Here is a 23,434-nt window from a genome sequence, read left to right on the forward strand (position 1 = left end):
TTCGAGCGAGGCCAAACAGCCGAATGACCGTCGAACCCGCAGCCCCGGCGATCCCGTCCCCCGCGATGCAGCGCGCGCACGGGCACGCCCATGTCACCTTCGCGCGGCAGGGCGACGCGACGCGGCTGAAGGAGCTCGGCCAGAGCGGCTCCGCCAAGATCCGCCTGCCGAAGACCCACGGCTCCCCGCCGGTCGCCGTCTTCCTCAACACCGCCGGCGGCCTGACCGGCGGCGACCGCATCGAGTTCGACGCCACCGCCGGCCCCGGCGCCCATGCGGTGCTGACCACCCAGGCGGCCGAGCGGGTCTATCGCAGCATCGACGGCCCGGCCGAGGTGGCGAGCGCCCTGCGCGCGGAGGAGGACGCGGTGCTGGAATGGCTGCCGCAGGAGACCATCCTGTTCGACCGCGCCTCCTTGCAGCGCTCGCTCACCGTCGACCTTGCCCCCGGCGCCCGGCTGCTGGCGGTGGAGAGCCTGGTGCTCGGGCGCGAGGCGATGGGCGAGGATGTGCACGCCCTCGGCTTCCGCGACCGCTGGCGCATCCGCCGCGACGGCCGGCTGATCTTCGCCGACGAGGCCCGCATCCAGGGCGATGCCACCGACATTCTCTCCGGCTCGGCGACGGCGGCCGGCAGCCGCGCCTTCGCCACGCTGGTCGATTGCCGCGAGGGCGTCTCCGGCCTGCTGGAGCGGGCGCGCGAGGCGATGGGCCCGCTGCTCGGCGAGCGGCTGCGCGGCGGCGTCAGCGCCCTTCCCGACCTTCTCGTCTTCCGCTTTCTCGCCGACAGCGGCCAGGACCTGCGCGCCGGCCTCGTCTCCTTCCTGGAGACCTGGCGCGGCACGCGCCTGCCGCGCACATGGTATTGCTGAGGACAGGCACGCACCGCAGATGCAGATGAGGACCAGGCCATGAAACTGACCCCGCGGGAAAAGGACAAGCTGCTGATCGCCATGGCAGCCGAGGTCGCCCGCAAGCGGCTCGCCCGCGGCGTCCTGCTCAACTATCCCGAGGCCGTGGCCTTGATCAGCGACTTCGTCGTCGAGGGCGCCCGCGACGGGCGCAGCGTCGCCGAGCTGATGAGCGCCGGCGGCGAGGTGCTGACCCGCGACCAGGTGATGCCCGGCATCGCCGAGATGATCCACGACGTGCAGGTGGAGGCGACCTTTCCCGACGGCACCAAGCTCGTCACCGTCCACCAGCCGATTCGCTGACAGAAGGAGCGCCGGATGATCCCGGGTGAACTGATGCCCGCCGAGGGCGACATCGAGCTCAATGCCGGCCGCCGCGTGCTGGAGATCGAGGTCGCCAACACCGGCGACCGTCCGGTGCAGGTCGGCTCCCACTATCATTTCGCCGAGACCAACCCGGCGCTCGCCTTCGACCGGGCGGCGGCGCGCGGCCACCGGCTGGACATTCCCGCCGGCACGGCGATCCGCTTCGAGCCGGGCCAGACGCGGAAGATCAGCCTCGTTCCCTATGTGGGGGATCGCGCGGTCTACGGTTTCAATGGCAAGGTGATGGGCACGCTCTGACCAACCGAAGGACACCCGACGTGACCCGCCCAGCATTCCTGACCGCCTCCGCCGCCCTGCTCGCCCTGTGGCTGCCGGCCGCTCCCGCCAGTGCCCAGCAGGATCCGGACATCGATTGCGAGAACGCCACTGTCCAGATGGAGCTCACTTACTGCGCCGAGAAGGACTGGGAAGCCGCCGACAAGGAGCTCAACACCGCCTACGCGGCGGCGATGAAGGCGATGCGCGCGATGGACGCCGATCTCTCCGCCGACCTCAAGGGCGCCGCCGAGGCGCTGAAGGAGGCCCAGCGCGCCTGGGTCCCCTATCGCGACAAGGCCTGCGCCGCCGCCGGCTTCCTCGCCCGCGGCGGCTCGATGGAGCCGATGCTTATCTATTCCTGCCTTGCCGAACTGACCGAGCAGCGCACCCAGGAACTGGAACAACTGACCGAGGGTCTGGGGAACTGAGCGATGGGCGTCACCGTGATCAACAAGTTCGTGGTTCCCGAGGAGGCGGTCGAGGCGTTTCTCGACGAGTTCTCGGAGCACCGGGCGTTCCTGGCGGCCCAGCCGGGATTCCTGTCCGGCGCCCTCTACCGCAAGGCCGGCGGCCCCGGCCGGTTCAATCTCGTCAACCTCGCCCGCTGGGAGAGCGCCGGCCATCTCGCCGCCGCACGCGAGGCGCTTGGAAAGCTCTACGAAGCCCGCGGTTCCGACCCCGGCGCGCTCTATCGCCGCCTCGGCGTCGAGGCCGACATCGCCAGCTACTCGGAAATCGTCACCTATTGAGGTAAGGCCATGCCCTTCAAGATCAGCCGCGCCGCCTATGCGGACATGTTCGGACCGACCACCGGCGACCGGCTCCGCCTTGCCGACACCGACCTTGTCATCGAGATCGAGAAGGACTTCACCGTCTATGGCGAGGAGGTGAAGTTCGGCGGCGGCAAGGTGATCCGCGACGGCATGGGCCAGTCCCAGCGCACGCGGGCGCAAGGCGCCGTCGACACGGTCATCACCAATGCGGTGATCATCGACCATACCGGCATCTACAAGGCCGATATCGGCCTGACCGGCGGGCGCATCTCCGGCATCGGCAAGGCCGGCAACCCGGACATCCAGCCCGGCGTCGACATCGTCATCGGCCCGGGCACCGAGGCCATCGCCGGCGAGGGCAAGATCGTCACCGCCGGCGCCCTCGACATGCATATCCACTTCATCTGCCCGCAGCAGATCGACGAGGCGCTGATGTCCGGCGTCACCACCATGCTGGGCGGCGGCACCGGCCCGGCAACCGGCACCAACGCCACCACCTGCACCCCCGGTCCCTGGCACATGGAGCGGATGCTGCAGGCCGCCGAGGCCTTCCCGATGAACCTCGCCTTCGCCGGCAAGGGCAATGCCGCGCTGCCGGCGGCGCTGGAGGAGCAGATCCTCGCCGGCGCCTGCGCGCTGAAGCTGCACGAGGACTGGGGCACCACGCCGGCGGCCATCGACTGCTGCCTGGCGGTCGCCGACGCCTACGACATCCAGGTGATGATCCACACCGACACGCTCAACGAGAGCGGCTTCGTGGAAAACACCACCGCCGCCTTCAAGGGCCGCACCATCCACGCCTTCCACACGGAAGGCGCCGGCGGCGGCCACGCGCCGGACATCATCAAGCTGTGCGGCGAGGCGAATGTCATTCCCTCCTCGACCAATCCGACGCGGCCCTACACGGTCAACACCATCGACGAGCATCTCGACATGCTGATGGTGTGCCACCACCTCGACAGCTCGATCCCCGAGGACGTCGCCTTCGCCGAAAGCCGCATTCGCAAGGAGACCATCGCGGCGGAGGACATCCTGCACGACATGGGCGCCTTCTCGATCATCGCCTCCGACAGCCAGGCGATGGGTCGGGTCGGCGAGGTGATCATCCGCACCTTCCAGACCGCCCACAAGATGAAGGTCCAGCGCGGCCGCCTTGCCGGCGAGAGCGGCGACAACGACAACCTGCGCGTCCGCCGCTACATCGCCAAGGTGACGATCAACCCGGCCATCGCCCATGGCATTTCGCAGCATGTCGGCTCGGTCGAGGTCGGCAAGCTCGCCGACCTGGTGCTGTGGGATCCCGCCTTCTTCGGCGTCAAGCCGGAGCTGGTGCTCAAGCTCGGCACCATCGCCGCCGCGCCGATGGGCGATCCCAACGCCTCGATCCCGACGCCGCAGCCCGTCCACTACCGGCCGATGTTCGGTGCCTATGGCCGCTCGATGACCGCCTCCAGCGTCACCTTCGTGTCGCAGGCCGCCTTCGACGACGGCATTGGCGAGCGGCTCGGCCTCGACCGGCTGGTGCTGCCGGTCTCCAACACCCGCTCAGGCATTTCCAAGGCCTCGATGGTGCTGAACGACGCCACCCCGGTGATCGAGGTCGACCCGGAGACCTACGAGGTGCGCGCCGACGGCGAGCTGCTGACCTGCGAACCCGCAAAGGTGCTGCCGATGGCCCAGCGCTATTTCCTGTTCTAGGTTCGAGGACGGAGGACCCGTCACCGACCGGAGGAGTCTTGCATGTACACGCTGATCGGCTATCCGCGCACCCGCGCCATGCGGGTCCTGTGGATGCTGGAGGAACTGGGCGAACCTTGCGACTACATCCCGGCAGCCCCGCACGCCGCTGAGGTCACCGCGCTCAATCCGACCGGCAAGGTGCCGGTGCTGAAGGACGGCGACGCAGTGCTGACCGATTCGGTCGCCATCTGCCAGTATCTCGCCGACAAGCACGGCAAGCTGACCTGTCCCGCCGGCACGCTGGAGCGGGCGCGCCAGGACGGGATCACCCAGTTCACCGTCGACGTGCTGGAAGGCGCCCTGTGGACCGCCGCCAAGAACAGCTTCATCCATCCGGAGGAGCTGCGGGTGCCGGAGGTCAAGCGCGTCTGCGCCGCCGAATTCGCCGCCGGCCTGCGCCATCTCGAGCACCTTCTGGGCGAAGGCCCGTTCGTCATGGGGGCGGAATTCACCGTGCCCGACATCCTGATCGTCCATTGCGCCAACTGGGCGAGGCTGGCGAAGTTCGACCTGCCGGCGGCCGGCCCCCTCGCCGACTATCTCGAGCGGGCCGGTTCGCGGCCGGCCCTGGCCGCCGCCATGAAACGAGGAGCCGAGGCCATCGCATGATCCGGGTACAGGAGATCCTCGCCGCCGGCCGCTGGGAAGGCGCGCCGGCCGACAGCATCGTGCTCGACCGGGAGGACCGGCACCGCCGCCGCGCGGTGCTGGACTGTGCCGGCGGCACCCGCGTGCTGCTCGACCTGCCGCGCCCGGTGCAACTGCATCACGGCGACGGACTGCTGCTGGAGGACGGCCGCATCGTCGCCGTTCTCGCGGCCGGCGAGGAGCTTGTCGAGATCGAGGCGGCGACCGCCGACGACCTGCTGCGCATCGCCTGGCATCTCGGCAACCGCCATCTGCCGACCCAGCTCCTGCGTGGGGCCCTGCGCATCCGCCGCGACCACGTGATCGAGGACATGGTGGCCCGGCTCGGCGGCACGATCACCCCGCTCGTCGCCCCCTTCGATCCGGAAGGCGGCGCCTATGGCCATGGCACGGTCGAGGGGCACGACCATCCCCATTCCCACGGCCATTCGCATTCCCATGAGGCCGGCCACCACCATCCTCACGGCCATTCCCACTCCCACGCGCACGCGCACTCCCATGACGGCCCCGCTGCGGATGGCTCCTGAGACGAGCGCCGGGTCCGGCGCCGGCCTTTCCGGCGCGGGGCTGCACACCCTGCTCGCCTGGACCTCGCCGTCCTTCCCGATCGGCGCCTATACCTATAGCCACGGTCTGGAATGGGCGGTCGAGGATGGCACTGTGCGCGATGCCGCGACGCTGCGCGCCTGGGTAACCGGCGTGCTGCGCCATGGCGCCGGCTGGAGCGACACGCTGCTGCTCGTCCACGGACTGCGCGCGGCCGCCCTCGGCGAGGAGGCGGCGTTCCGCGAGCTGCTCGACCTCTCGCTCGCCCTGCAGCCGAGTTCGGAGCGCCGGCTGGAGGCGAGCGCGCAGGGCGACGCCTTCATCGCCGCCATCATCGGCGCCTGGCCTCCCTCCGGAGACACGGCGGCAACGCGGCTTTTCGCCCGCCTGACACAAGGCGAGGCCGCGCTTGCGCGCGGGGAGTGGACCTATGCCCTGGCATTTTCCGCCGCCGCCGCGGCCTGGGGCCTGCCGGAAGGGCCGGTCGCCACCGCCTTCCTGCATGCCTTTGCCGCCAACCTCGTCTCGGCGGCGGTGCGCGCCGTGCCGCTCGGCCAGACCGACGGCCAGCGCGTCGTCAACGGGTTGGGGGACGAGATCGTCACCCTTGCCGTCGCCGCGCTGGAGGCGCCGCTCGAGGAGATCGGCGGCTGCGCCTTTGCCGCCGACATCGCCTCCATGAAGCACGAGACCCAGTACACCCGGCTGTTCCGCTCCTGAGCGGCCTTTCGAAGGAGATCCCCATGCCCTCCCCCAACGGCCCCCTGCGCATCGGCATCGGCGGCCCCGTCGGCTCCGGCAAGACGGCGCTGATGGACGCCCTGTGCAAGCGGCTGCGCGACACCTATGACATCGCCGCCATCACCAACGACATCTACACCCGCGAGGACGCCGAGTTCCTGACCCGCTCCGGCGCGCTGGCGGCCGAGCGCATTCGCGGCGTGGAGACCGGCGGCTGCCCGCACACCGCGATCCGCGAGGATGCCTCGATCAACCTTGCCGCCGTCGCCGAGCTGGAGGCCGCCTTTCCCGCCCTCGACCTGATCCTGATCGAGTCTGGCGGCGACAATCTCGCCGCCACCTTCTCGCCGGAGCTTGCCGACCTGACGATCTATGTCATCGACGTCTCCGCCGGCGACAAGATCCCGCGCAAGGGCGGCCCCGGCATCACCCGTTCCGACCTTCTGGTCATCAACAAGACGGACCTCGCCCCGCTGGTCGGTGCTTCGCTGGAGGTGATGGACCGGGACTCCCGCCTGATGCGCAAGGAGCGGCCCTTCGTCTTCACCAATGTCAAGGACGGCAAGGGCGTCGACGCGGTGCTCGACTTCATCGTCACGCGCGGCGGGCTGGCGCCTTCGGCGGTCGCCTGACGCGGCCGCTCAGCCGGCGGAGAGCCGTGGCGCCATCGACTGGCGCAGATGCCTGCCCAGCGCCTCCAGCCCGTGGTCGCGGATGCCGATCTGCGACAGGTGGTCGACGGTGTTGAGCACATAGTCGGGATTGGCGCCGGACTGGCCGACGGCGCCGCTGACCAGTTCGAGCTGCCGCTCCAGCGACAGCACGCCGGCATATTGCGGGTGGGTCCGGTCGACCACATAGGTCAGCGCGCTGACCTGCCGGTCGGCGCGGCCCTCCAGCCGCACCCGCCGATGCGCCTCCCGGTAGACCATGGTCGCCTGTTCGCGTTCGCGCAGGTAGGCAACCACCTCGTCCCGCCGGCGGGCGGCAACGCGAAAGGCCATGCCGCGGCAGGCGCCGCCCCGGTCGAGGCCGAGCACCAGGCCGGGCCGCGTCTCGGTGCCGCGATGGACCCAGGAATAGATGCAGAGCGAGCGATGGGCGCCATGCAGCACGCCCTGCACCGCCTCCTCGTACTCGAAGCCCGGCCGCCACATCAGCGAGCCGTATCCGAACACCCACAGATCCTGCCTGTCTTGCATGCGACCCTTCCCGTCCCGTCCGGGTCAGACGCCTAGCAACAGCGCTCGCCGCTGGCAACCGTGGCGAACGGCCTTGAATCCGCCGCGCCGGCATGCTTACAGGCATCACCACGCCCGGCCGGGCGCCACATCACGGGACAGATCACATGACCGACAGCACGGACCGCCCCCCGTCCGAAACCGGCACGCCCGCTCGCAAGCCGACCTCGCGGCGCGGCTACATCCTGCTGGCGACGCTCGTCGTCCTGGTCATCGCCCTGTGGAGCGGCTACTGGTCGATCGCCCGCGGCGTGGTCGCCGATCTCTTTACCAATGTGCGCATGGCGGCGCGCGCGGAAGGCGGCGAGATCGCCTGCACCGGGCAGAACCTCGGCGGCTATCCCTTCCACCTCGAACTGTCCTGCCAGCCGCTGTCGGTCGCCGGCGCGCGCGGCGAGCGGGCGCAGGTCGAGGGCTTCCGCGCGGTGGCCCTTGCCTACAATCCCTGGCATGTGATCCTGGAAGCCGACAGTCCCGTCGCGGTCGAGGGCAACGGCCTTGCCGCCGGCCTCAAGGCCGGCTGGACCACCGCCCGGGCCAGCCTGCGCCTCGGCACCTCCGCGCTCGACCGCAGCGACGTGGAGATCGTCGCGCCTGTGCTCAGCCTCGCCGACGACACCGTGGCGGGGTCGGCCGCGCTGGCGAACCTGCACCTGCGCCGCTCGCCGGACACGGCCGAGGATGCGGAGGCCGCCCTGCGGCTCGACGCGCTTGCCCTGCCGGGAACGGCCGCGCCTGTCGATGTCCTGGCGAATGTGCGGCTCGCCGGCGGCGCGGCGCTGCTGGCGCCCGGCGGCGCCGACCCGCTCGCACTGCTGAAAAGCGAGGGCGCGCTGACGGTTCGCGACCTGCGCCTTGCCTCCGGCGGGGTCACCCTGTCGGCGACCGGCAGCCTGTGGCTGGACGCGGCGGGACGGCTCAACGGCACCCTGCCGCTCACCGTTGCCGGCGCCGCCGGCCTGCCGCCGCTGCTCGCCCCGTTCTTTCCCGAAGGATCGAAGGTGCCGGCCTCGCTTGCCGGGGCGCTGGCCGCCCTCGGCCAGCCGGCAACCCTCGACGGCGGCCCGGCGGTCACCGTGCCGCTCGCCTTTGCCGGCGGCACCGCCCGCGTCGGCTTCATCCCGCTCGGCACCCTGCCGCCGCTGCGCTGAGGCGCGGCGGCCGGCGCTCAGTCGTTGCCGCCGCGGTCGATCGCCAGGATATAGCCCTTCCAGTCCGCCGGCTCGGCGATCTGATCGTAGAGCGTCACGGCCGGCACGTTCTTGCCCGGCACGATCCAGCGCAGCTCGTACCAGCCGCGCCGCGCGCCCTCACTGACCAGCCATTCGATCATCCGCCGCGCCAGCCCCTTGTTGCGGGTGTCCGGATGCACGTAGATCTCGTCCAACTGGCCGGTGCGCAGGCCGGAAATGATCTCCGGCAGGTCGAAATAGATGGCAAAGCCCACCAGCCGCCCCTCGTATTCGACGCCGATCACTTCCGCCGTCCGGTCGCCAAGGATGCGCTCGGCGTAGAACTGGTCGGGCCGGCGCGGCGCACCGCGCTTCAGCGCCTGTGCATATTCGGCGATCAGCGGGGCCAGCGCCGGTGCGTCATCCGGGCCGAGCTGCTTGATGGCGATGGTGCTCATGAACACTCCGAAACAGGGATTGGTTTGCCGGGCCTTGCCGGACCGGGCCGTCACCTTGCCCCGAATGACGCCGCGATTTCAACTGCCAGATGGTCTGCATGGTAACAGCGCGTAGGCGCGCGATTGACGCCGGCGCGGCTGGCTGCGAATAGTCGTCGACCTGCCATCTTCCATCCGGAACCCGCCCCGATGTCCGAGCCCAGCCTTGCCGCCTCCGGCCGCCTGCGCGCCACCCTGATCGGCCTCACCGCCGTCTTGATGTGGTCGACCCTCGGCCTGTTCGGCGCCGCCTCGGGTAAGGTGCCGCCCTTCCTGCTCAACGCGCTGTGCTTCGGCCTGTCCGGTCTTGCCGCGACGCTCTGGCTCGGCCTGACCGGCCGCCTTGCCCGGATGCGCCAGTCGCTCGGGGTGATGGCCTTCGGCACGCTCGGCCTGTTCGGCTTCCATTTCTTCTACTTCACCGCCATCCGCAACGCCCCGCCGGTCGATGCCAACCTCATCAACTACACCTGGCCGCTGCTGATCGTCGTGTTCTCGGCGCTGCTGCCGGGCGAAAGGCTCAAGGCCCATCACATCCTCGGCACGCTGCTGGGCCTTGCCGGCGCCGCGCTGCTGGTCACCGGCGGCAAGGGCCTGGCGCTCGATCCCGCCCATGTGCCGGGCTATCTCGCGGCCTGCGCCTCGGCGCTGTTCTGGTCGAGCTATTCGGTGCTCTCGCGCCGGCTCGGCAAGGTGCCGACGGAGGCCGTCGCCGGCTTCTGCCTCGGCACCTCGGCCCTGTCGCTCGCCGCCCATCTCGCCGTCGAGACGACCGTCTGGCCGGCAAGCGTCGGCGAATGGGGCGCGGTGCTGGCGCTCGCCGCCTTCCCGGTCGGCCTTGCCTTCTTCGTCTGGGACATCGGCGTCAAGCGCGGCGACATCCAGGTGCTCGGCGCCGGCGCCTATGCCGCGCCGGTGCTCTCCACCCTGCTGCTGATCGCCTTCGGCTTCGGCGCCTTCACCACCGTGGTGGCGCTCGCCTGCGCCCTCGTCACTCTCGGCGCGGTGGTCGCCGCAAAGGACATGATCTTCCGCTCTCCGACGAAAAGACGGCTGGCGGAGGAGGAAACCAGCGCCTAGAGGAAGACGCTCACCCGCGCCACCTTGAGGAGACGAGGCCCGATGACCGCACCCGCCACGATCCGCCCCCGCCGCAGCGTCCTCTACATGCCCGGCTCCAACGCCCGCGCGCTGGACAAGGCCCGCACGCTGGATGTCGACGCGCTGATCCTCGACCTTGAGGACGCGGTCGCGCCTGACGCCAAGGAGACCGGCCGCGAACAGATCCGCGAAGCGTTGGCGCAGGGCGGCTACGGCCACCGCGAGGTGGTGATCCGCATCAACGGCCTGTCGACGCCCTGGGGGCCGGCCGATCTCGACATGGCGATGGCCGCCCGGCCGGATGCGATCCTGCTGCCCAAGGTCTCCTCGCCGGCCGATCTGGAGCGCGTCGCGCACAAGCTCAACGCGGCGCGCGTGCCAGCAAACGTCCGGCTCTGGGCGATGATGGAAACCCCGCTCGCCATGCTGAACGCCGCCGCCATCGCCGCTTCCGCCGCAAATCCGGAAACGCGGCTTGCCTGCTTCGTCATGGGCACCAACGATTTGGCGAAGGAAACCCGCGCCGCCCTGGTGCCGGGGCGCGCGCCGATGCGGCCCTGGCTGATGACCTGTCTCGCCGCCGCCAGAGCCTATGGCATCGACATTGTCGACGGCGTCTACAACACGCTCGACGACGAGGCCGGCTTTGCCGCCGAATGCCGCGAGGGCGCGGAAATGGGCATGGACGGCAAGACGCTGATCCACCCGAAGCAGGCCGCCCCCTGCAACGCCGCCTTCAGCCCGGCGGAGGCCGACATCGCCTGGGCGCGCCGCATCATCGCCGAGTTCGAGCGGCCGGAAAACGCCGCCAAGGGCGCGATCCAGGTCGAGGGCCGCATGGTCGAGCGGCTTCACGCCGAAATGGGCGCCCGCCTCGTCGCCATCGCCGACGCCATCGCCGCGCGCAACGCCTGATCCAGCAGCAAGGAGCACCCCCCATGAGACTCTATCGCTTCATCACCGGCCCCGACGACAGCGCCTTCTGCCACCGGGTCACCGCCGCGCTCAACAAGGGCTGGCACCTGCACGGCTCGCCGCAGCTCTCCTTCGACGCGGTGCGCGGGCTGACGATCTGCGGTCAGGCGGTGATCAAGGAAGTCGACGGCGTCGACTACGAGCCGGAGATGAAGCTCGGCGACTACTGAGCGCGTCGCGGCCGGCAACGATATCTTCGCATATCCGGTGTACCGATGAGGCGCCCGCTTGGGGCCTTATCGGGAGACCGGATCTCATGCAGCTTGCCCGCCTGTTGCCCCGCCGCGCCGTCGCCGTCCTGGCGCTCCTCTTCGGCGGTGCCGTCGCCTCGCCCGGCGTCAGCGCCGATCAACCCGCCGCGGCGCCTCTTGAGCCCCCCGTCGAGGTCAGCTCCACCGTCAGCTATCAACTGGTCGGCCGGCTCGATGTCGACGCGCTCAACACGATCCTGAGCGTCGACACGCCGAAATTCTTCGGCATCGAAGTCGCCTACACGCCGGCGACCAATGCCGTGCGCCTCTACCGGGTCACCTATGGCTCGGTGATCCCCGAACAGGGCAACCGGCCGACTGTGGCCAGCGGCCTGCTGGCGGTGCCGGAGGTCGAGGCGACGCGCCTGCCGCTGGTCTCCTACCAGCATGGCACGGTCTACGGAAAGGAGCAGGTGCCCTCCTTTGCCGACCAGTCGCCGGAAACCCAGTTGATGATCGCCCAGTTCGCCGGCCAGGGCTATCTGCTGATCGGCGCGGATTATTTCGGCCTCGGCACCTCGGCGGAGCCGGAGGGCTACATGGTCAAGGCCAGCCACCAGCAGGCGACGCAGGACATGCTCACCGCCGGCCGCGCGGTGATCGCCCATCTCGGCCTTGCCGATGACGGGCTCTATCTCGGCGGCTGGTCGCAGGGCGGCTTCGTCACCCTCGCCATGCTGGAGCGGCTGGAGCAGTCCGGCACCGTGGTGAAGGCCACCGCCACCGCCAGCGCGCCGATCGACGTCTTCGCCGCGCTCAACGGCTTTCTCAGCTATCCGCGCGCCAACGATGCCGACTGGGTCAACAGCCTGTTCATCCTCTCCGCCTTCTCTTTCGAGAACTATTACGGCGTGCCCGGCCTTGCCCGGTCGCTGATCAAGGACGAGCATTACGAGATGGCGCGCAAGGCCTATGCCCGCGAGCCGGTCGATCCGACGAAGATCCCGACCGACCTGCACGAGCTGCTCAATGCGGACTATTTCGACGCCCGCTTCTTCGCCGCCTCGGCCTATGGCCGCCTGGTCGCGGGGACGGAGGTCTATCGCTGGCTCTACGCGACGCCGGTGCGCACCTATTACGGCGAGGCGGACGAGGCGATCGCCACCGGTCTCGGCCGGCTGGCGATGACCTATCAGCAGGCGATGGGCGCCGGCAATCCGAATGTCGAGGCGGTCACCACCGGCCCCACCTCGCATCGCGGCACCTTCGCCAGCGCCGTGCCGCAATGGAAGATCTGGTTCGACAGCCTGAACTGACGGCGGGACGAGGCCGCCGCCGGCACTTTCAGCCGGCGCGGTCCGTCTCGTCCTCCAGCGCGTGGCGCTGGATCAGCGGCAGTTGGAACAGGGTGAAGGCGATGGTGATCGGCATCACGCCGAACACCTTGAACGACACCCAGAAGTCGGTGGAGAAGGCCCGCCAGACCACCTCGTTGAGTACGGCGAGGAAGAAGAAGAAGAGCCCCCAGCGGAAGGTCAGCTTGCGCCAGCCGTCATCGTCGAGGCGGAAGACGCTGTCGAAGACATAGCCGAGCAGCGCCTTGCCGAACAGCAGCCCGCCGAGCAGCACCGAGCCGAACAGCGCGTTGACGATGGTCGGCTTGAGCTTGATGAACAGCTCGTCATGCAGCCACAGGGTCAGCGCGCCGAACACCAGCACGACGATGCCGGAGACCACCGGCATCACCGGCAGGCGCCGCGTCAGCGCATAGGAAACGGCCAGCGACACGGTGATCGCCACCATGAACACGGCGGTGGCGAGAAAGATCGGCGCGCCCAGCACGGACAAGGCCGGATACCGCTCGTAGAGCAGGTCTCCGCGCGCATTGGCGAGGAAGAACAGGACCAGCGGCCCCAGTTCCAGCGCCAGCTTCAGGAGCGGCGACAGCTCCTTGCGGCCCGGCGCGTTGGGTCCCTGTTCGAATTCCATCAGCTCTCCGTTTCCTTGCCGGCGATGGCGGAGGCAAACTCCTCCGCGGTAAAGGGTTCGAGATCGTCGATGCCCTCGCCGACGCCGATGAAATGCACCGGCAGGGCATGTTTCGCGGCGATGGCGACGAGGATGCCGCCGCGTGCGGTGCCGTCGAGCTTGGTCATCACGAGGCCGGTGACGCCGGCCGTGCGGCCGAAGATCTCGACCTGGTTCATGGCGTTCTGGCCGGTCGTCGCGTCCAGCGTCAGCAGCACGCTGTGCGGGGCGGACGGATCGTGCTTGCGGATCACCCGCACCACCTTCTCCAGTTCCGCCATCAGCTCGGCGCGGTTCTGCAGCCGCCCGGCGGTGTCGATCAGGAGCACGTCGCTGCCCGCCGCGCGCGCCGCCTGCATGGCGTCGAAGACGAGGCCGGCCGCATCGGCGCCGGTGTCGCGGGCAATCACCGGCGCACCGGTGCGCGCGCCCCAGATCTTCAACTGTTCGACGGCGGCGGCGCGGAACGTGTCGCCGGCCGCCAGCATCACCTTGCGGCCCTCGGCGGTCAGTTTCGCCGCCAGCTTGCCGATGGTCGTGGTCTTGCCGGTGCCGTTGACGCCGACCACCAGCACCACATGCGGCTTGTGCCCGGTCTCGACGACCAGCGGCCGGGCCACCGGCGCCAGCACCTTGGTCACTTCCTCGGCCAGGATCCGGCGCACCTCGTCCGGCGAAATCTGCTTGTTGAAGCGGCCCTCGGCAATGCGCTCGGTGATCGCCATCGCCGTCTCGACGCCGAGATCGGCCTGGATCAGCAGGTCCTCCAGCTCCTCCAGCGTCGCCGCGTCGAGCTTGCGCTTCGTGAAGAGCGAGGAGATGCCCCCGGTCAGCGAGGCGGAGGAGCGCGACAGGCCCGCCGTCAGCCGCGACAGCCAGGAGCGGCGCGGCGCCGGCTCGGACCCGGCCTCGGGCTCCGGCTGTGTCTCGGGGTCTTCGGCGGGCTCTTCGGCGAGCGCCTCGACGGGTGCCTCGGCGAGCGGCTCGACAGGCTCTTCAACAGCCGCGTCGGCCGCCGGCTCGTCGGCCGCAGCATCGGGCAGGCCGTCCGGCCGGACCTCGGGAAAGGCTTCAGGCACTGCTTCGGGCGCCGCCTCGGCGCCAGCCCCGGTCTCCGGCAGGGGTGCGCCCGTCTCCGGCGTTTCGGGGCGCGGTGGCGCCTCCCGTCCGCCGAACAGGCGTCCGAGGAACCCGCGTTTCTGCTCGCTCATGCCGTCATGCCGCCTGTCGACCGGTGGTTACGCCGAGTAAGTGCCGCCCGGTATGCCCGGCAATGCGCAGCCTGACAAGGTCGCCCGCCGCCTTGCCGTCCGCGGCCTCGGGCGAGAACTCCACCTGGGTGAACTGTTCGCTGCGCCCCAGCCCCTCGCGCTCGATCAGGACCTGCCGCTCGCGCCCCTGCTCGGCTTCCAGATGCGCGAGCAGCGCCGCCTCGCCCTTGTCGCGCAGCCGCGCGGCCCGCTCCTTCACCACCTGGCGCGGAAGCTGCGGCATGCGCGCCGCCGGCGTGCCCTTGCGCGGCGAGAACGGGAAGACATGCAGATGCGTCAGCCCGCAATCGTCGACGATGGCCAGCGAATTGGCGAACATCGCCTCGGTCTCGGTCGGGAAGCCGGCGATGATGTCGGCGCCGAACACCACGTCCGGGCGCAGCCGGCGCACCTCCTCGCAAAAGCCGATCGTGTCGGCGCGCAGGTGCCGCCGCTTCATCCGCTTGAGGATCATGTCGTCGCCGGCCTGCAGCGACAGGTGCAGATGCGGCATCAACCGCTCTTCCTCGGCGATCGCCCGCATCAACGCCGGGTCCGCCTCGATGGAATCGATGGAGGACAGCCGCAGCCGGTCGAGCCCCGGCACCAGCTTGAGGATCTTGGTCACGAGGTCGCCGAGCTTCGGCGCCCCCGGCAGGTCGGCGCCGTAGCTGGTGATGTCGACGCCGGTCAGCACCACTTCCCGGTAACCGTTGTCCGCGAGCCGTGCGATCTGGTCGACGACGACGCCCATCGGCACAGAGCGCGAATTGCCGCGCCCGAACGGGATGATGCAGAAGGTGCAGCGATGGTCGCAGCCGTTCTGCACCTGCACGAAGGCGCGCGCCCGGCCTTCCAGCCCGTCGATCAGGTGCTCGGCCGTCTCGCGCACGCTCATGATGTCGTTGACGCGGATCTTCTCGCTGTCGTCGAGGCCGAATTGCGCGACGCGGCCGTAGGAGGCGCGCTCCAGCTTCTCCGAATTGCCGAGGACGAGGTCGACCTCCGCCATGCCGGCGAAGGTCGCGGCCTCGGTCTGGGCGGCGCAGCCGGTGACGATGATGCGCGCGCCCGGATTGTCGCGCCGCGCCTTGCGGATCGACTGGCGCGCCTGGCGCACCGCCTCCGCCGTCACCGCGCAGGTGTTGATCAGGATCGCGTCCTTGAGGCCGGCGGCCTCCGCCTCGCGCTTCATCACCTCGGATTCGTAGGCATTGAGGCGGCAGCCGAATGTGACGACGTCGATGCTCACCGGACCACCTCGAGGATCGGCCGGTCGCCGGGCGCGGTCTTCTCGAAGGTCAGCGTCTCCGGGTCGAGCAGCCCCTCGAACTCCACCTCGGTGTCGCCGGTCATCAGGATGTGGTCATCGCTCTCGCGCCACTCGATGTCGAGCGGCCCGCCCGGCAGCAGCACCCGCACCTTGCGCCCGGTGCGCAGGTCGCGCGCGGCGGCAACACCGACGGCGCAGGCCGCCGTGCCGCAGGCCCTTGTCAGCCCGACGCCGCGCTCCCACACCCGGATCTCGACCTCCTTGTCCGACAGGACATGGGCGAGCGAGATGTTCGCCCGCTCCGGAAACATCGGATGGTTTTCCAGCATCGGCCCGATGCGCGAAAGATCGTAGGCATCCAGATCGCGCACCCAGAAGATCGCATGCGGATTGCCGACATTGACCACCGAGGGCGTGTGCAGGATCGGCGCGTCGATCGGCCCGATCTGCAGCTCGATCGCCCGCGTGTCGTGGAATTCTTCGGCCAGCGGGATCTCGTTCCAGGCAAAGCGCGGCCGGCCCATGTCCACCGTGACCCGGCGCGGACTGTCCGTCGCCAGGGCCTTCAGCAGCCCGGCATTGGTCTCGATGGTCGCGGCCGGATTGCCGCTCTCCTCCATCAAGAGCCGGCCGATGCAGCGCGTGGCATTGCCGCAGGCGTCGACCTCGCCGCCGTCGCGGTTGTGGATGCGCATGAAGGCATCCGCCCCGGCGGGGCTGCGCTCCACCGTGATCATCTGGTCGAAGCCGATGCCGCCATCCCGCGCGCCGATCCGGCGGATCGCTTGCGGATCGAGGCGCACGGGGGCCTCACGGGCATCCCAGACAACGAAATCGTTGCCGAGCCCGTTCATCTTCAGAAAGGGAATCCTGCGCTCGCTCATCGCGAAAATCGTCCATCTCGCCGCCCGCCGCCTGTCGCGCGGGGCAGGCCATCTGCGGCGCGCCACCCGATATCGGGCAAGGCGCGACCGGCCGTTCCCGTCTATATGGCGGAAAAGGCCGCGCGGTTCCAGTCTTCGCGTGTTTCGCCCGATTTTCCCTCGGCTGTTATGTCTGCACCTGTCCCTCCCAGCGTCCTCCCGGGCAAGCATCGCGCGACCCGGGATCGGAGAGGCAGGGGCGGTTGTGGCCGCGTTCGCGAACCCGCCTCAGACGCCCTCGGCTCGCCGGTCCCGCATCTCCGCTTCGCTGCGTGCGGGATGACGTGAGGAGAGGGTATTGCACAGTCCCATATTCAGCGCCGGGCACCCTCGCGGATGAAGGTGCCGTTCTGCAGTTCGCTCACCGCCTGGATCAGCTCCTGGCGGGTGTTCATGACGATCGGCCCGTGCCAGGCCACCGGCTCGCGGATCGGCGCGCCGGAGACCAGCAGGAAGCGGATGCCGTTCGGCCCGGCGGTCACGGTCACCTCGTCGCCGGTGCCGAAGCGCACCAGGGTGCGGTCGCCGCTCTCGTCGCGCACATGCACCTCTTCGCCGTCGACCTCCTTCTCCAGCAGCACGCCGAAGGGCTGCGAGGCATCGCGAAACGTGCCCGAGCCCTCGAAGATATAGGCGAAGGCCTTGCGATAGGTGTCGACCTTGAAGCGCTTGGTGCGCCCGGCCGGCACGAAGATGTCGGCATAGTTCGGGTCGGCGGCGATGCCGTCGACCGGGCCGCGCCGGCCCCAGAACTCGCCGCAGATGACGCGCACATGGGTGCCGTCGTCGTCGGTGATTTCCGGGATCTCGGTCGAGGGCACGTCCTGGTAGCGTGGGCTGGTCATCTTCAGCGCGGAGGGCAGGTTGGCCCAGAGCTGGAAGCCGTGCATCCGCCCCTTGGCGTCGCCCTTCGGCATCTCCTGGTGCATGATGCCGCTGCCGGCGGTCATCCACTGGATGTCGCCCGCCCCCAGCATGCCCTGGTTGCCGAGACTGTCGCCATGATCGACGGTGCCGGCCAGAACATAAGTAATGGTCTCGATGCCGCGATGCGGATGCCAGGGAAAGCCGGCCTTGTAGTCCTGCGGCCGCTCGTTGCGGAAATCGTCGAACAGCAGGAACGGGTCGAGCGCAGTCGGATCGCCGAAGCCGAAGGCGCGGTGCAGCTTGACGCCGGCACCTTCCAGCGTCGGCTTTGCCGTCTCCAGATGGGTCACGGGTCTGACGGACATGGGACTTCGCCTTTCTCCCGCCCTCTGCAAGGCGGGCGTTGCGGATCGTTTCGCCAAAGATAGGCGCCCTGCCCCATCGTAACAGTGCCCGGCCGCTGGACGCAGTGTTCAACCCTGGAAGACCAATCGCGCCCCGCCGTTCAGCCGATCTCGATGGCCGCCCCCGGGCCGCAGGCGGCGAGCAGGATCTCCATGTCCGGCCGCGCCACCGCGACGCAGCCTTCCGTCGGCGTGTAGCCGGGCCGCGCCAGGTGAAAGAAGATGGCGCTGCCGAGTCCCGGCACCGCCGGATGGAGGTTGCAGTCGAGCACCACGAGGATGTCATAGAGCGGATCGTCCCGCCACAGCACCTCGTGCGAGGCGGCACAGGGCAGCGGCACCAGCGCGTTGTAGCGCGGATGGCCCGGCGCGTCGCACCAGCCGGCGCGCGGCAGCGGCGCAACCGGCAGGGCCGAGCGCGGCCGCTCGCCCCGGTCGCGGCGATAATAGACCTGCAGCAGCTCGAAGCGTCCGGCCGGCGTGGCCCCGTCGCCCTCGCGCTTGAAGCGGGAAATCCCGCCGCGCCCTATTGCACACGGCACCACGATCCCGCCGAACTGCAGCACCCCGCGCGTGGCAAGCGCCGAAAGCGTGCGGACCCGCAAGGTCTCGCCCCGTTCTCCCTCCCGCGGCAGGGCGGGGCGGCGGCGCGGCGCGACAAGGTCCAGCGTCATGGCGGATGCGTCCTCACACGGGTCTCAAGGTTGCGTGAGCAGGATGTGTTGGCGCAAGCCGGGCTTTGCGTCAATCCGCCCTCGCGCAATCGTGTCCGCTTGCTTATGTCAGGAAAACCGGTGCAGATTCCGCGCCATGCCCTTCGCTCAGGAAAGGACACGTCCATGCCCGCACGCAAAATCCTCATCGTCGACGACGACGACGATCTGCGCGAGGCGCTGGTCGAGCAGCTCTCGCTCTACGAGGAGTTCGAGACGCGCGAGGCGTCCAATGCCGCCACCGGCATCAAGCTGGCCGAGGACGGTCATACCGACCTGCTGCTGATGGATGTCGGCCTGCCCGATATCGACGGCCGCGAGGCGGTGAAGCTGCTGCGCAAGAAGGGCTTCAAGGCGCCGATCATCATGCTGACCGGCCACGACACCGACAGCGACACGATCCTCGGGCTGGAGGCCGGCGCCAACGACTATGTCGCCAAGCCGTTCAAGTTCGCCGTGCTGCTCGCCCGCCTCAGGGCGCATCTGCGCAGCCACGAGCAGAGCGAGGACGCGGTCTTCACCATCGGCCGCTATGCCTTCCGCCCGGCGCAGAAACTGATGACCGACGAGGCCGGCAGCAAGATCCGCCTGACCGAGAAGGAAACCTCGATCCTGAAGTTCCTCTACCGGGCCGGCGAACAGCCGGTGACCCGCGACGTGCTGCTGACCAAGGTCTGGGGCTACAATTCCGGCGTCACCACCCACACGCTGGAAACCCACATCTACCGGCTGCGGCAGAAGATCGAGCGCGATCCCTCCAATGCCGAACTGCTGGTGACCGAGGCCGGCGGCTACAAGCTGGTTCCCTGATCCCCGCGGAAGGTCTTGCCGCCCGGCGGCACCTTGCCCAGCCGGGCCGACTGTCCACCGGCAGTCCGCCCGCCGGCCGGGCGAAGCGGTTTCCGGGCTTGTGCAGCCTGCCGGCTTCGGCGTAATGCTCAAGACATGAGTCTCGCCCGGGATATGGAATTGCTGCGCCAGGTGCCGTTGCTCGCCGAATTCCCGGACGAGCAGATGCGCCTGCTCGCCTTCTCGGCCGAGAATGTCTCCTATCGCGACGGCGAGGTGCTGTTCATCGCCGGCGAGCGCGCCGATGCCGGCCTGGTCGTCGCCAGCGGCGCGGTGCTGCTGGAGGGCGACGGCGAGGACCGCCAGGAGCTCGGCAGTTTCGGCCCCGGCAGCCTGATCGGCGAGACGGCGCTCTTGGTCGAGACGCGCCGCCCGGCCCGCGCGGTCGCCGTCGGCCCGACCGAGGTGATCCGCATCCGCCGGGCGCTGTTCAAGCGCATGCTGCAGGAATTTCCCGAGATCGCCCGCCGCCTGTTCGAGGCGCGGGCGGGCCGCTTCCGCGCGACCGCCGGGGCGCTGGCCCGTGTCGGCACCGTGCTGGAGCAGTTGGAGCGCGAGCACAGCGCCTTTCGCGAGTCCCGCCGCGCCGCGCAGAACGGCGAGGGCAACGGCGGGACCTGAGGTCGCGCTCAGGCGACGTTGAGCGTCACCGGAATGTTGCCCCGCGTTGCGTGCGAATAGGGGCACACCACATGCGCCTTTTCCACCAGGGTCTGCGCTTCGGCCTTGTCGAGGCCGGGGATGGTGACGGTCAGCGTCACGGCGATGCCGAAACCGGTGCCGTCGTCGCGCGGGCCGATGCCCACATCCGCGGCGACCTGCGTCTCTTCGGGCAGTTTCAGCTTCTGCTGGCCGGCGACGAATTTCATCGCGCCGAGGAAACAGGCCGAATAGCCGGCCGCGAACATCTGCTCCGGATTGGTGCCGGCGCCGCCATCGCCGCCGAGTTCCTTCGGCGTCGACAGGGTCACCTCCAGGCGGCCGTCGTCGGACTTGGCATTGCCGGTGCGCCCGCCGGTGGCGGAAGCGTGGGCGGTGTAGAGAATGGCCATATCGGTCTCCTTGCGTGTGCGTTGCTGCGTCGCCGAGTGTGGCTCGGTGCCGCCCCTATATAGGGGCAAATTAGATCGTGCACAATATAATTGTGTACGATTTATTTTCAGTCGCCTATGGTCCGTTCAGCCTCATGGGTAAAAATGGCGTAAATCTACCGGTCGGGAGGATCAGCCGCGCCCCGCCGCGCCTGGCGCGGCCGCCTGCCGTGCCCAGGACCCGAGCCTCAGCACCAAGGGCAGGGCGGCAACAGTGAGCATCGTGCCGAACACCCACCAGGCCGGGCGGATCGAGTAGCGGAAGTCGAGATTGGCGGCGAGCACCCGCTCCGCCGGAATTCCCGTTGCCAGCGCGTACCACAGGTATTCGATGCCGGCGGTGGCGAGCCCCGCAAAGACCGCGATCCCCGCCAATACCAAGGGCGACGTCAGTTTCAGGCCCAGCTTGTGGGCGATGCGGCAGGCGAACAGCGCCGACAGAAAGCCGGCCATCAGCACCGCCTCGGTCACATCCGCCTTCGATTGCAGGAAGAAGTGGATCACCGCCAACACGGCGATCCCATAGGTCAGCCGGTGCAGCCGGTGCCAGTTCTGGCCCATCCGGCGGATCCCCCCGTCGGTCGAGGTCGCGGCAAGCAGCAGCAGCCCAACCAGCGCGACGAAGCCGATGGTCAGATAGATGCGCAGCACGATCTCGCTTGCGACCTTGGCAAGATCGAAGGACTGGTCGGCCGCATAAAGGGTCAGATGCGCCAGCGCGTATCCCGCCGCCGCAAGGCCCAGCATCCGGCGGATGCCGATCAGTTTGCCCCAGCCGGTCACCCGCCGCAGCGGGCTCACCAGCAGCGACAGCAGCAGGAAGCGGATCGCCCAGTCGCCGGCCCCGTGCAGCGCCGCGGTCACCGGCTTGGCGCCGAGCGTGCCGGCGAGCAGGCCATAGGCGAGATGCGCGCCCGGCAGCAGGATCGCCAGCAGCACCGCAAGCCCCAGCGGCGAGAACCGCCCGTTGCGCTCCCGCCACGGGAGATAGGCTTGGTATCGCGGCCGCCCCGGCCGTGGGACCTGCTGGCCTCGGTCGCCAGAGTGTGGAGCCTGCATCTGCCTGTCCATTCGCGCCGCGTCCACCCGCTTGCCTCTAGCCCCACCCCAGGCCGTGTCCGGGGCCCATGCCCCGAGCCTGTCACGGGACACATATCCCCTTGCAGGGTGCCGGTCGCGGCACGCCTGTTCAAGCTTTGGTGAAGCCGCCCTGCACCGCCGTGAGGAAAAGCCCCTGTCGCACCACCTCTCCCCTCGTCCTCCCAGACGCGCACTCTCCCGCCTTCCTCCCACCCGCACGCCCCTCCTGCGCCCTCCCGCGCGTCGCCCTTTCGTTCGTCATTCCGGGCAAGCGAAGCGCGACCCGGAACCGGAGAGGCACCGGGCCTGCGGCCCCTTCCCTGAGCGCTCCCGCAAGCGCCGCCGGCTCTCCGATCCCGGCTCGGCGCTGGCGCGCCGTCCGGGAGGACGCGGGGAGGGGTTGGAGCAAAAAACATCCGCCAAGGGTGCCAATGGCTCCCGGTTCTGCGCTGCGCTGGACCGGGATGACCTCCGAGAGGGTGGCAGCACCTCGCATCCCCTCGGCCGTCACCCCGGCCAAGGCGAAGCCGCGCGCCGGGGCCCATTCGTTCCCAGAGCGGTGGCGAGGACGCGTCCGCGCGAGCCCCACCCGCAGGATGTCATCCCGGTTCAGGCTTGCCGGAGACCGGGAACCAGTAACCCCAGGTCGCGCGGCTCGAGCCGTGACGGTGCCACAGGGTCGCCGACGGCCGCCGGAACGCCGGTGGCGGCTAGCTTCGCGCCACTATCCGCCCCAGCGGATACTGGACGCCTGCCTGCGCAGGCGTGACAGCCGTGGAGGTGGCGATGCGCTCCCGTCTCATGCCCGCCAAGGGCGCCAATGGCTCCCGGTTCTGCGCTGCGCTGGACCGGGATGACCTCCGAGAGGGTGGCAGCACCTCACATCCCCTCGGCCGTCACCCCGGCCAAGGCGAAGCCGCGCGCCGGGGCCCATTCGTTCCCAGAGCGGCGGCGACGACGCGCCCCCTCCCGTCTTCCTCCCAGACGCACACCTCTCCCGGCGTCCTCCCGGGCAAGCGAAGCGCGACCCGGGACCGGGGAGCCGAGGGCCTCTCGACAGCGCTCCCCCAACGCACCCCCCAAAAACACAAAGGCCGGCGCACCCCAAAACAAAAAGGCCGACGCAAGCGCCGGCCCTGGCAACGAAAAACGCTCCGCCCTCAGATCCAGGGGCGCTCGCCGTCGACCTTGCTCTCGAAGGCGCCGATCGACGGCGCCTTCTCCATGGTCAGGCCGATGTCGTCGAGGCCGTTGAGCAGGCAGTGCTTGCGGAACGGGTCGATGTCGAAGCCGATCGAGCCGCCGTCCGGACCGCGGATCTCCTGGGCTTCCAGGTCGACCGTCAGCGTCGCGTTGGCGCCGCGCTTGGCGTCGTCCATCAGCTTCTCCAGGTCTTCCGGGCTGACGACGATCGGCAGAATGCCGTTCTTGAAGCAGTTATTGTAGAAAATGTCGGCGAAGCTCGTCGCGATCACGCAGCGGATGCCGAAGTCGAGCAGCGCCCAGGGCGCGTGCTCGCGGCTCGAGCCGCAGCCGAAATTGTCGCCGGCGACCAGGATCTGCGCCTTGCGATAGGCCGGCTGGTTCAGCACGAAATCCGGGTTCTCGGCGCCGTCGTCCAGCGTCCGCATCTCGTGGAACAGCGCGCTGCCAAGGCCCGTGCGCTTGATCGTCTTGAGGAACTGCTTCGGGATGATCATGTCCGTGTCGATGTTGATGATCGGCAGCGGCGCGGCGACCCCGGTCAGCGTGGTGAATTTCTCCATGGGCGTTTC

28 protein-coding genes are annotated in these 23,434 nt (G+C 69.4%); 17 read left to right on the forward strand and 11 right to left on the reverse strand.

What is annotated here, in order from left to right; translation table 11 throughout:
• Window positions 1-23 precede the first annotated feature (23 nt).
• Genes TSB10P1A_RS08925 through ureG form a run of 10 tightly spaced genes read left to right on the forward strand, consistent with a single transcriptional unit; the run spans window position 24 to window position 6,636 of the window.
• Window positions 24-872, forward strand: a complete 849-nt coding sequence (locus TSB10P1A_RS08925; protein ID WP_186387571.1) for an urease accessory protein UreD — start codon at window positions 24-26, stop codon at window positions 870-872.
• Between the two features lie 39 nt (window positions 873-911).
• The gene (locus tag TSB10P1A_RS08930; RefSeq protein WP_186387572.1) at window positions 912-1,214 is read left to right on the forward strand and encodes an urease subunit gamma; all 303 of its coding nucleotides are present in this window, start codon (window positions 912-914) and stop codon (window positions 1,212-1,214) included.
• Between the two features lie 15 nt (window positions 1,215-1,229).
• Window positions 1,230-1,535, forward strand: a complete 306-nt coding sequence (locus tag TSB10P1A_RS08935; protein WP_186387573.1) for an urease subunit beta — start codon at window positions 1,230-1,232, stop codon at window positions 1,533-1,535.
• 20 nt (window positions 1,536-1,555) lie between these two features.
• Window positions 1,556-1,984: a lysozyme inhibitor LprI family protein gene (locus TSB10P1A_RS08940; protein ID WP_244293054.1), complete on the forward strand. Its 429-nt coding sequence runs from the start codon at window positions 1,556-1,558 to the stop codon at window positions 1,982-1,984.
• Window positions 1,985-1,987: 3 nt separating this feature from the next.
• Complete coding sequence (locus tag TSB10P1A_RS08945; protein WP_186387574.1) at window positions 1,988-2,305, forward strand: antibiotic biosynthesis monooxygenase; 318 nt, start codon at window positions 1,988-1,990, stop codon at window positions 2,303-2,305.
• Between the two features lie 9 nt (window positions 2,306-2,314).
• Window positions 2,315-4,027 (forward strand): urease subunit alpha, encoded by a 1,713-nt coding sequence (ureC, locus tag TSB10P1A_RS08950; protein ID WP_186387575.1) that lies wholly within the window; start codon window positions 2,315-2,317, stop codon window positions 4,025-4,027.
• A 42-nt stretch (window positions 4,028-4,069) separates the two neighbouring features.
• Window positions 4,070-4,678, forward strand: coding sequence for a glutathione S-transferase family protein (locus TSB10P1A_RS08955; protein ID WP_186387576.1), 609 nt, complete (start codon window positions 4,070-4,072; stop codon window positions 4,676-4,678).
• Window positions 4,675-5,244, forward strand: a complete 570-nt coding sequence (locus TSB10P1A_RS08960) for an urease accessory protein UreE (RefSeq protein ID WP_186387577.1) — start codon at window positions 4,675-4,677, stop codon at window positions 5,242-5,244. The genes TSB10P1A_RS08955 and TSB10P1A_RS08960 overlap by 4 nt, the downstream gene beginning before the upstream one ends.
• Window positions 5,234-5,983 (forward strand): urease accessory protein UreF, encoded by a 750-nt coding sequence (locus tag TSB10P1A_RS08965; RefSeq protein ID WP_186387578.1) that lies wholly within the window; start codon window positions 5,234-5,236, stop codon window positions 5,981-5,983. The genes TSB10P1A_RS08960 and TSB10P1A_RS08965 overlap by 11 nt, the downstream gene beginning before the upstream one ends.
• A gap of 23 nt (window positions 5,984-6,006) precedes the next feature.
• Window positions 6,007-6,636 (forward strand): urease accessory protein UreG, encoded by a 630-nt coding sequence (gene ureG / locus TSB10P1A_RS08970; RefSeq protein WP_186387579.1) that lies wholly within the window; start codon window positions 6,007-6,009, stop codon window positions 6,634-6,636.
• A 9-nt stretch (window positions 6,637-6,645) separates the two neighbouring features.
• Here the strand turns inward: ureG and TSB10P1A_RS08975 are convergent, their stop codons facing one another.
• Window positions 6,646-7,206 carry a gamma-glutamylcyclotransferase gene (locus TSB10P1A_RS08975; RefSeq protein WP_186387580.1) on the reverse strand — a complete coding sequence of 187 codons (561 nt, stop codon included), beginning with the start codon at window positions 7,204-7,206 and terminating at the stop codon, window positions 6,646-6,648.
• A 146-nt stretch (window positions 7,207-7,352) separates the two neighbouring features.
• Between TSB10P1A_RS08975 and TSB10P1A_RS08980 the strand changes: the two genes are divergently transcribed.
• Complete coding sequence (locus TSB10P1A_RS08980; protein ID WP_186387581.1) at window positions 7,353-8,396, forward strand: DUF2125 domain-containing protein; 1,044 nt, start codon at window positions 7,353-7,355, stop codon at window positions 8,394-8,396.
• A 17-nt stretch (window positions 8,397-8,413) separates the two neighbouring features.
• Here the strand turns inward: TSB10P1A_RS08980 and TSB10P1A_RS08985 are convergent, their stop codons facing one another.
• On the reverse strand, window positions 8,414-8,875 hold the full coding sequence (locus TSB10P1A_RS08985) for a GNAT family N-acetyltransferase (protein WP_186387582.1): 462 nt from the start codon (window positions 8,873-8,875) through the stop codon (window positions 8,414-8,416).
• A 189-nt stretch (window positions 8,876-9,064) separates the two neighbouring features.
• On the opposite strand from TSB10P1A_RS08985, the gene TSB10P1A_RS08990 reads away from it, so the two are divergent.
• The 4 genes from TSB10P1A_RS08990 (at window position 9,065) to TSB10P1A_RS09005 (ending at window position 12,497) form a co-directional block, all read left to right on the forward strand.
• Complete coding sequence (locus TSB10P1A_RS08990; RefSeq protein WP_186387583.1) at window positions 9,065-9,994, forward strand: DMT family transporter; 930 nt, start codon at window positions 9,065-9,067, stop codon at window positions 9,992-9,994.
• Between the two features lie 42 nt (window positions 9,995-10,036).
• Window positions 10,037-10,930, forward strand: coding sequence for a CoA ester lyase (locus TSB10P1A_RS08995; protein ID WP_186387584.1), 894 nt, complete (start codon window positions 10,037-10,039; stop codon window positions 10,928-10,930).
• Window positions 10,931-10,953: 23 nt separating this feature from the next.
• Window positions 10,954-11,160: a DUF1737 domain-containing protein gene (locus TSB10P1A_RS09000; RefSeq protein ID WP_186387585.1), complete on the forward strand. Its 207-nt coding sequence runs from the start codon at window positions 10,954-10,956 to the stop codon at window positions 11,158-11,160.
• A gap of 86 nt (window positions 11,161-11,246) precedes the next feature.
• Window positions 11,247-12,497, forward strand: a complete 1,251-nt coding sequence (locus TSB10P1A_RS09005) for a S9 family peptidase (protein ID WP_186387586.1) — start codon at window positions 11,247-11,249, stop codon at window positions 12,495-12,497.
• Window positions 12,498-12,525: 28 nt separating this feature from the next.
• Here TSB10P1A_RS09005 and TSB10P1A_RS09010 read toward each other — a convergent pair whose 3' ends face one another.
• From TSB10P1A_RS09010 to TSB10P1A_RS09035, 6 genes are all read right to left on the reverse strand, one after another.
• Window positions 12,526-13,170: a septation protein A gene (locus TSB10P1A_RS09010; protein ID WP_186387587.1), complete on the reverse strand. Its 645-nt coding sequence runs from the start codon at window positions 13,168-13,170 to the stop codon at window positions 12,526-12,528.
• Window positions 13,170-14,420 carry a signal recognition particle-docking protein FtsY gene (gene ftsY / locus TSB10P1A_RS09015; RefSeq protein ID WP_186387588.1) on the reverse strand — a complete coding sequence of 417 codons (1,251 nt, stop codon included), beginning with the start codon at window positions 14,418-14,420 and terminating at the stop codon, window positions 13,170-13,172. Before ftsY ends, TSB10P1A_RS09010 begins: the two co-directional genes overlap by 1 nt.
• A 4-nt stretch (window positions 14,421-14,424) precedes the next feature.
• Window positions 14,425-15,711 (reverse strand): tRNA (N(6)-L-threonylcarbamoyladenosine(37)-C(2))-methylthiotransferase MtaB, encoded by a 1,287-nt coding sequence (mtaB, locus tag TSB10P1A_RS09020; protein ID WP_186387589.1) that lies wholly within the window; start codon window positions 15,709-15,711, stop codon window positions 14,425-14,427.
• Window positions 15,708-16,616 (reverse strand): diaminopimelate epimerase, encoded by a 909-nt coding sequence (dapF, locus tag TSB10P1A_RS09025; protein ID WP_186387590.1) that lies wholly within the window; start codon window positions 16,614-16,616, stop codon window positions 15,708-15,710. Before dapF ends, mtaB begins: the two co-directional genes overlap by 4 nt.
• A 353-nt stretch (window positions 16,617-16,969) precedes the next feature.
• Window positions 16,970-17,887: a pirin family protein gene (locus TSB10P1A_RS09030; protein WP_186387591.1), complete on the reverse strand. Its 918-nt coding sequence runs from the start codon at window positions 17,885-17,887 to the stop codon at window positions 16,970-16,972.
• 140 nt (window positions 17,888-18,027) lie between these two features.
• Window positions 18,028-18,600 (reverse strand): L,D-transpeptidase, encoded by a 573-nt coding sequence (locus TSB10P1A_RS09035; protein WP_186387592.1) that lies wholly within the window; start codon window positions 18,598-18,600, stop codon window positions 18,028-18,030.
• A gap of 165 nt (window positions 18,601-18,765) precedes the next feature.
• Between TSB10P1A_RS09035 and TSB10P1A_RS09040 the strand changes: the two genes are divergently transcribed.
• Together TSB10P1A_RS09040 and TSB10P1A_RS09045 are read left to right on the forward strand one after the other, a co-directional pair.
• On the forward strand, window positions 18,766-19,449 hold the full coding sequence (locus TSB10P1A_RS09040) for a response regulator transcription factor (protein ID WP_186387593.1): 684 nt from the start codon (window positions 18,766-18,768) through the stop codon (window positions 19,447-19,449).
• Window positions 19,450-19,584: 135 nt separating this feature from the next.
• Window positions 19,585-20,109, forward strand: coding sequence for a cyclic nucleotide-binding domain-containing protein (locus TSB10P1A_RS09045; RefSeq protein WP_186387594.1), 525 nt, complete (start codon window positions 19,585-19,587; stop codon window positions 20,107-20,109).
• An 8-nt stretch (window positions 20,110-20,117) separates the two neighbouring features.
• Here the strand turns inward: TSB10P1A_RS09045 and TSB10P1A_RS09050 are convergent, their stop codons facing one another.
• The 3 genes from TSB10P1A_RS09050 to leuD all read right to left on the reverse strand — a co-directional run bounded on the left by TSB10P1A_RS09050 (window position 20,118) and on the right by leuD (window position 23,425).
• Window positions 20,118-20,540: an organic hydroperoxide resistance protein gene (locus TSB10P1A_RS09050; protein WP_186387595.1), complete on the reverse strand. Its 423-nt coding sequence runs from the start codon at window positions 20,538-20,540 to the stop codon at window positions 20,118-20,120.
• A gap of 171 nt (window positions 20,541-20,711) precedes the next feature.
• The gene (locus tag TSB10P1A_RS09055) at window positions 20,712-21,638 is read right to left on the reverse strand and encodes a sulfite oxidase heme-binding subunit YedZ (protein ID WP_186387596.1); all 927 of its coding nucleotides are present in this window, start codon (window positions 21,636-21,638) and stop codon (window positions 20,712-20,714) included.
• A gap of 1,181 nt (window positions 21,639-22,819) precedes the next feature.
• The gene (leuD, locus tag TSB10P1A_RS09060; protein WP_186387597.1) at window positions 22,820-23,425 is read right to left on the reverse strand and encodes a 3-isopropylmalate dehydratase small subunit; all 606 of its coding nucleotides are present in this window, start codon (window positions 23,423-23,425) and stop codon (window positions 22,820-22,822) included.
• Between the last annotated feature and the right edge of the window lie 9 nt (window positions 23,426-23,434).

The organism is Stappia sp. TSB10P1A, assembly GCF_900185725.1.
In the GTDB taxonomy this organism is placed as follows: Bacteria; Pseudomonadota; Alphaproteobacteria; order Rhizobiales; family Stappiaceae; genus Stappia.

Bases quoted from the DNA above. Each gene is read 5' to 3' on its own strand.
- TSB10P1A_RS08925 (WP_186387571.1), top strand. From the start codon at position 24: ATGACCGTCGAACCCGCAGCCCCGGCGATCCCGTCCCCCGCGATGCAG.
- TSB10P1A_RS08930 (WP_186387572.1), top strand. From the start codon at position 912: ATGAAACTGACCCCGCGGGAAAAGGACAAGCTGCTGATCGCCATGGCA.
- TSB10P1A_RS08935 (WP_186387573.1), top strand. From the start codon at position 1,230: ATGATCCCGGGTGAACTGATGCCCGCCGAGGGCGACATCGAGCTCAAT.
- TSB10P1A_RS08945 (WP_186387574.1), top strand. From the start codon at position 1,988: ATGGGCGTCACCGTGATCAACAAGTTCGTGGTTCCCGAGGAGGCGGTC.
- ureC (WP_186387575.1), top strand. From the start codon at position 2,315: ATGCCCTTCAAGATCAGCCGCGCCGCCTATGCGGACATGTTCGGACCG.
- TSB10P1A_RS08955 (WP_186387576.1), top strand. From the start codon at position 4,070: ATGTACACGCTGATCGGCTATCCGCGCACCCGCGCCATGCGGGTCCTG.
- TSB10P1A_RS08960 (WP_186387577.1), top strand. From the start codon at position 4,675: ATGATCCGGGTACAGGAGATCCTCGCCGCCGGCCGCTGGGAAGGCGCG.
- TSB10P1A_RS08965 (WP_186387578.1), top strand. From the start codon at position 5,234: ATGGCTCCTGAGACGAGCGCCGGGTCCGGCGCCGGCCTTTCCGGCGCG.
- ureG (WP_186387579.1), top strand. From the start codon at position 6,007: ATGCCCTCCCCCAACGGCCCCCTGCGCATCGGCATCGGCGGCCCCGTC.
- TSB10P1A_RS08975 (WP_186387580.1), bottom strand. From the start codon at position 7,206: ATGCAAGACAGGCAGGATCTGTGGGTGTTCGGATACGGCTCGCTGATG.
- TSB10P1A_RS08980 (WP_186387581.1), top strand. From the start codon at position 7,353: ATGACCGACAGCACGGACCGCCCCCCGTCCGAAACCGGCACGCCCGCT.
- TSB10P1A_RS08985 (WP_186387582.1), bottom strand. From the start codon at position 8,875: ATGAGCACCATCGCCATCAAGCAGCTCGGCCCGGATGACGCACCGGCG.
- TSB10P1A_RS08990 (WP_186387583.1), top strand. From the start codon at position 9,065: ATGTCCGAGCCCAGCCTTGCCGCCTCCGGCCGCCTGCGCGCCACCCTG.
- TSB10P1A_RS08995 (WP_186387584.1), top strand. From the start codon at position 10,037: ATGACCGCACCCGCCACGATCCGCCCCCGCCGCAGCGTCCTCTACATG.
- TSB10P1A_RS09000 (WP_186387585.1), top strand. From the start codon at position 10,954: ATGAGACTCTATCGCTTCATCACCGGCCCCGACGACAGCGCCTTCTGC.
- TSB10P1A_RS09005 (WP_186387586.1), top strand. From the start codon at position 11,247: ATGCAGCTTGCCCGCCTGTTGCCCCGCCGCGCCGTCGCCGTCCTGGCG.
- TSB10P1A_RS09010 (WP_186387587.1), bottom strand. From the start codon at position 13,170: ATGGAATTCGAACAGGGACCCAACGCGCCGGGCCGCAAGGAGCTGTCG.
- ftsY (WP_186387588.1), bottom strand. From the start codon at position 14,420: ATGAGCGAGCAGAAACGCGGGTTCCTCGGACGCCTGTTCGGCGGACGG.
- dapF (WP_186387590.1), bottom strand. From the start codon at position 16,616: ATGAGCGAGCGCAGGATTCCCTTTCTGAAGATGAACGGGCTCGGCAAC.
- TSB10P1A_RS09030 (WP_186387591.1), bottom strand. From the start codon at position 17,887: ATGTCCGTCAGACCCGTGACCCATCTGGAGACGGCAAAGCCGACGCTG.
- TSB10P1A_RS09035 (WP_186387592.1), bottom strand. From the start codon at position 18,600: ATGACGCTGGACCTTGTCGCGCCGCGCCGCCGCCCCGCCCTGCCGCGG.
- TSB10P1A_RS09040 (WP_186387593.1), top strand. From the start codon at position 18,766: ATGCCCGCACGCAAAATCCTCATCGTCGACGACGACGACGATCTGCGC.
- TSB10P1A_RS09045 (WP_186387594.1), top strand. From the start codon at position 19,585: ATGAGTCTCGCCCGGGATATGGAATTGCTGCGCCAGGTGCCGTTGCTC.
- TSB10P1A_RS09050 (WP_186387595.1), bottom strand. From the start codon at position 20,540: ATGGCCATTCTCTACACCGCCCACGCTTCCGCCACCGGCGGGCGCACC.
- TSB10P1A_RS09055 (WP_186387596.1), bottom strand. From the start codon at position 21,638: ATGCAGGCTCCACACTCTGGCGACCGAGGCCAGCAGGTCCCACGGCCG.
- leuD (WP_186387597.1), bottom strand. From the start codon at position 23,425: ATGGAGAAATTCACCACGCTGACCGGGGTCGCCGCGCCGCTGCCGATC.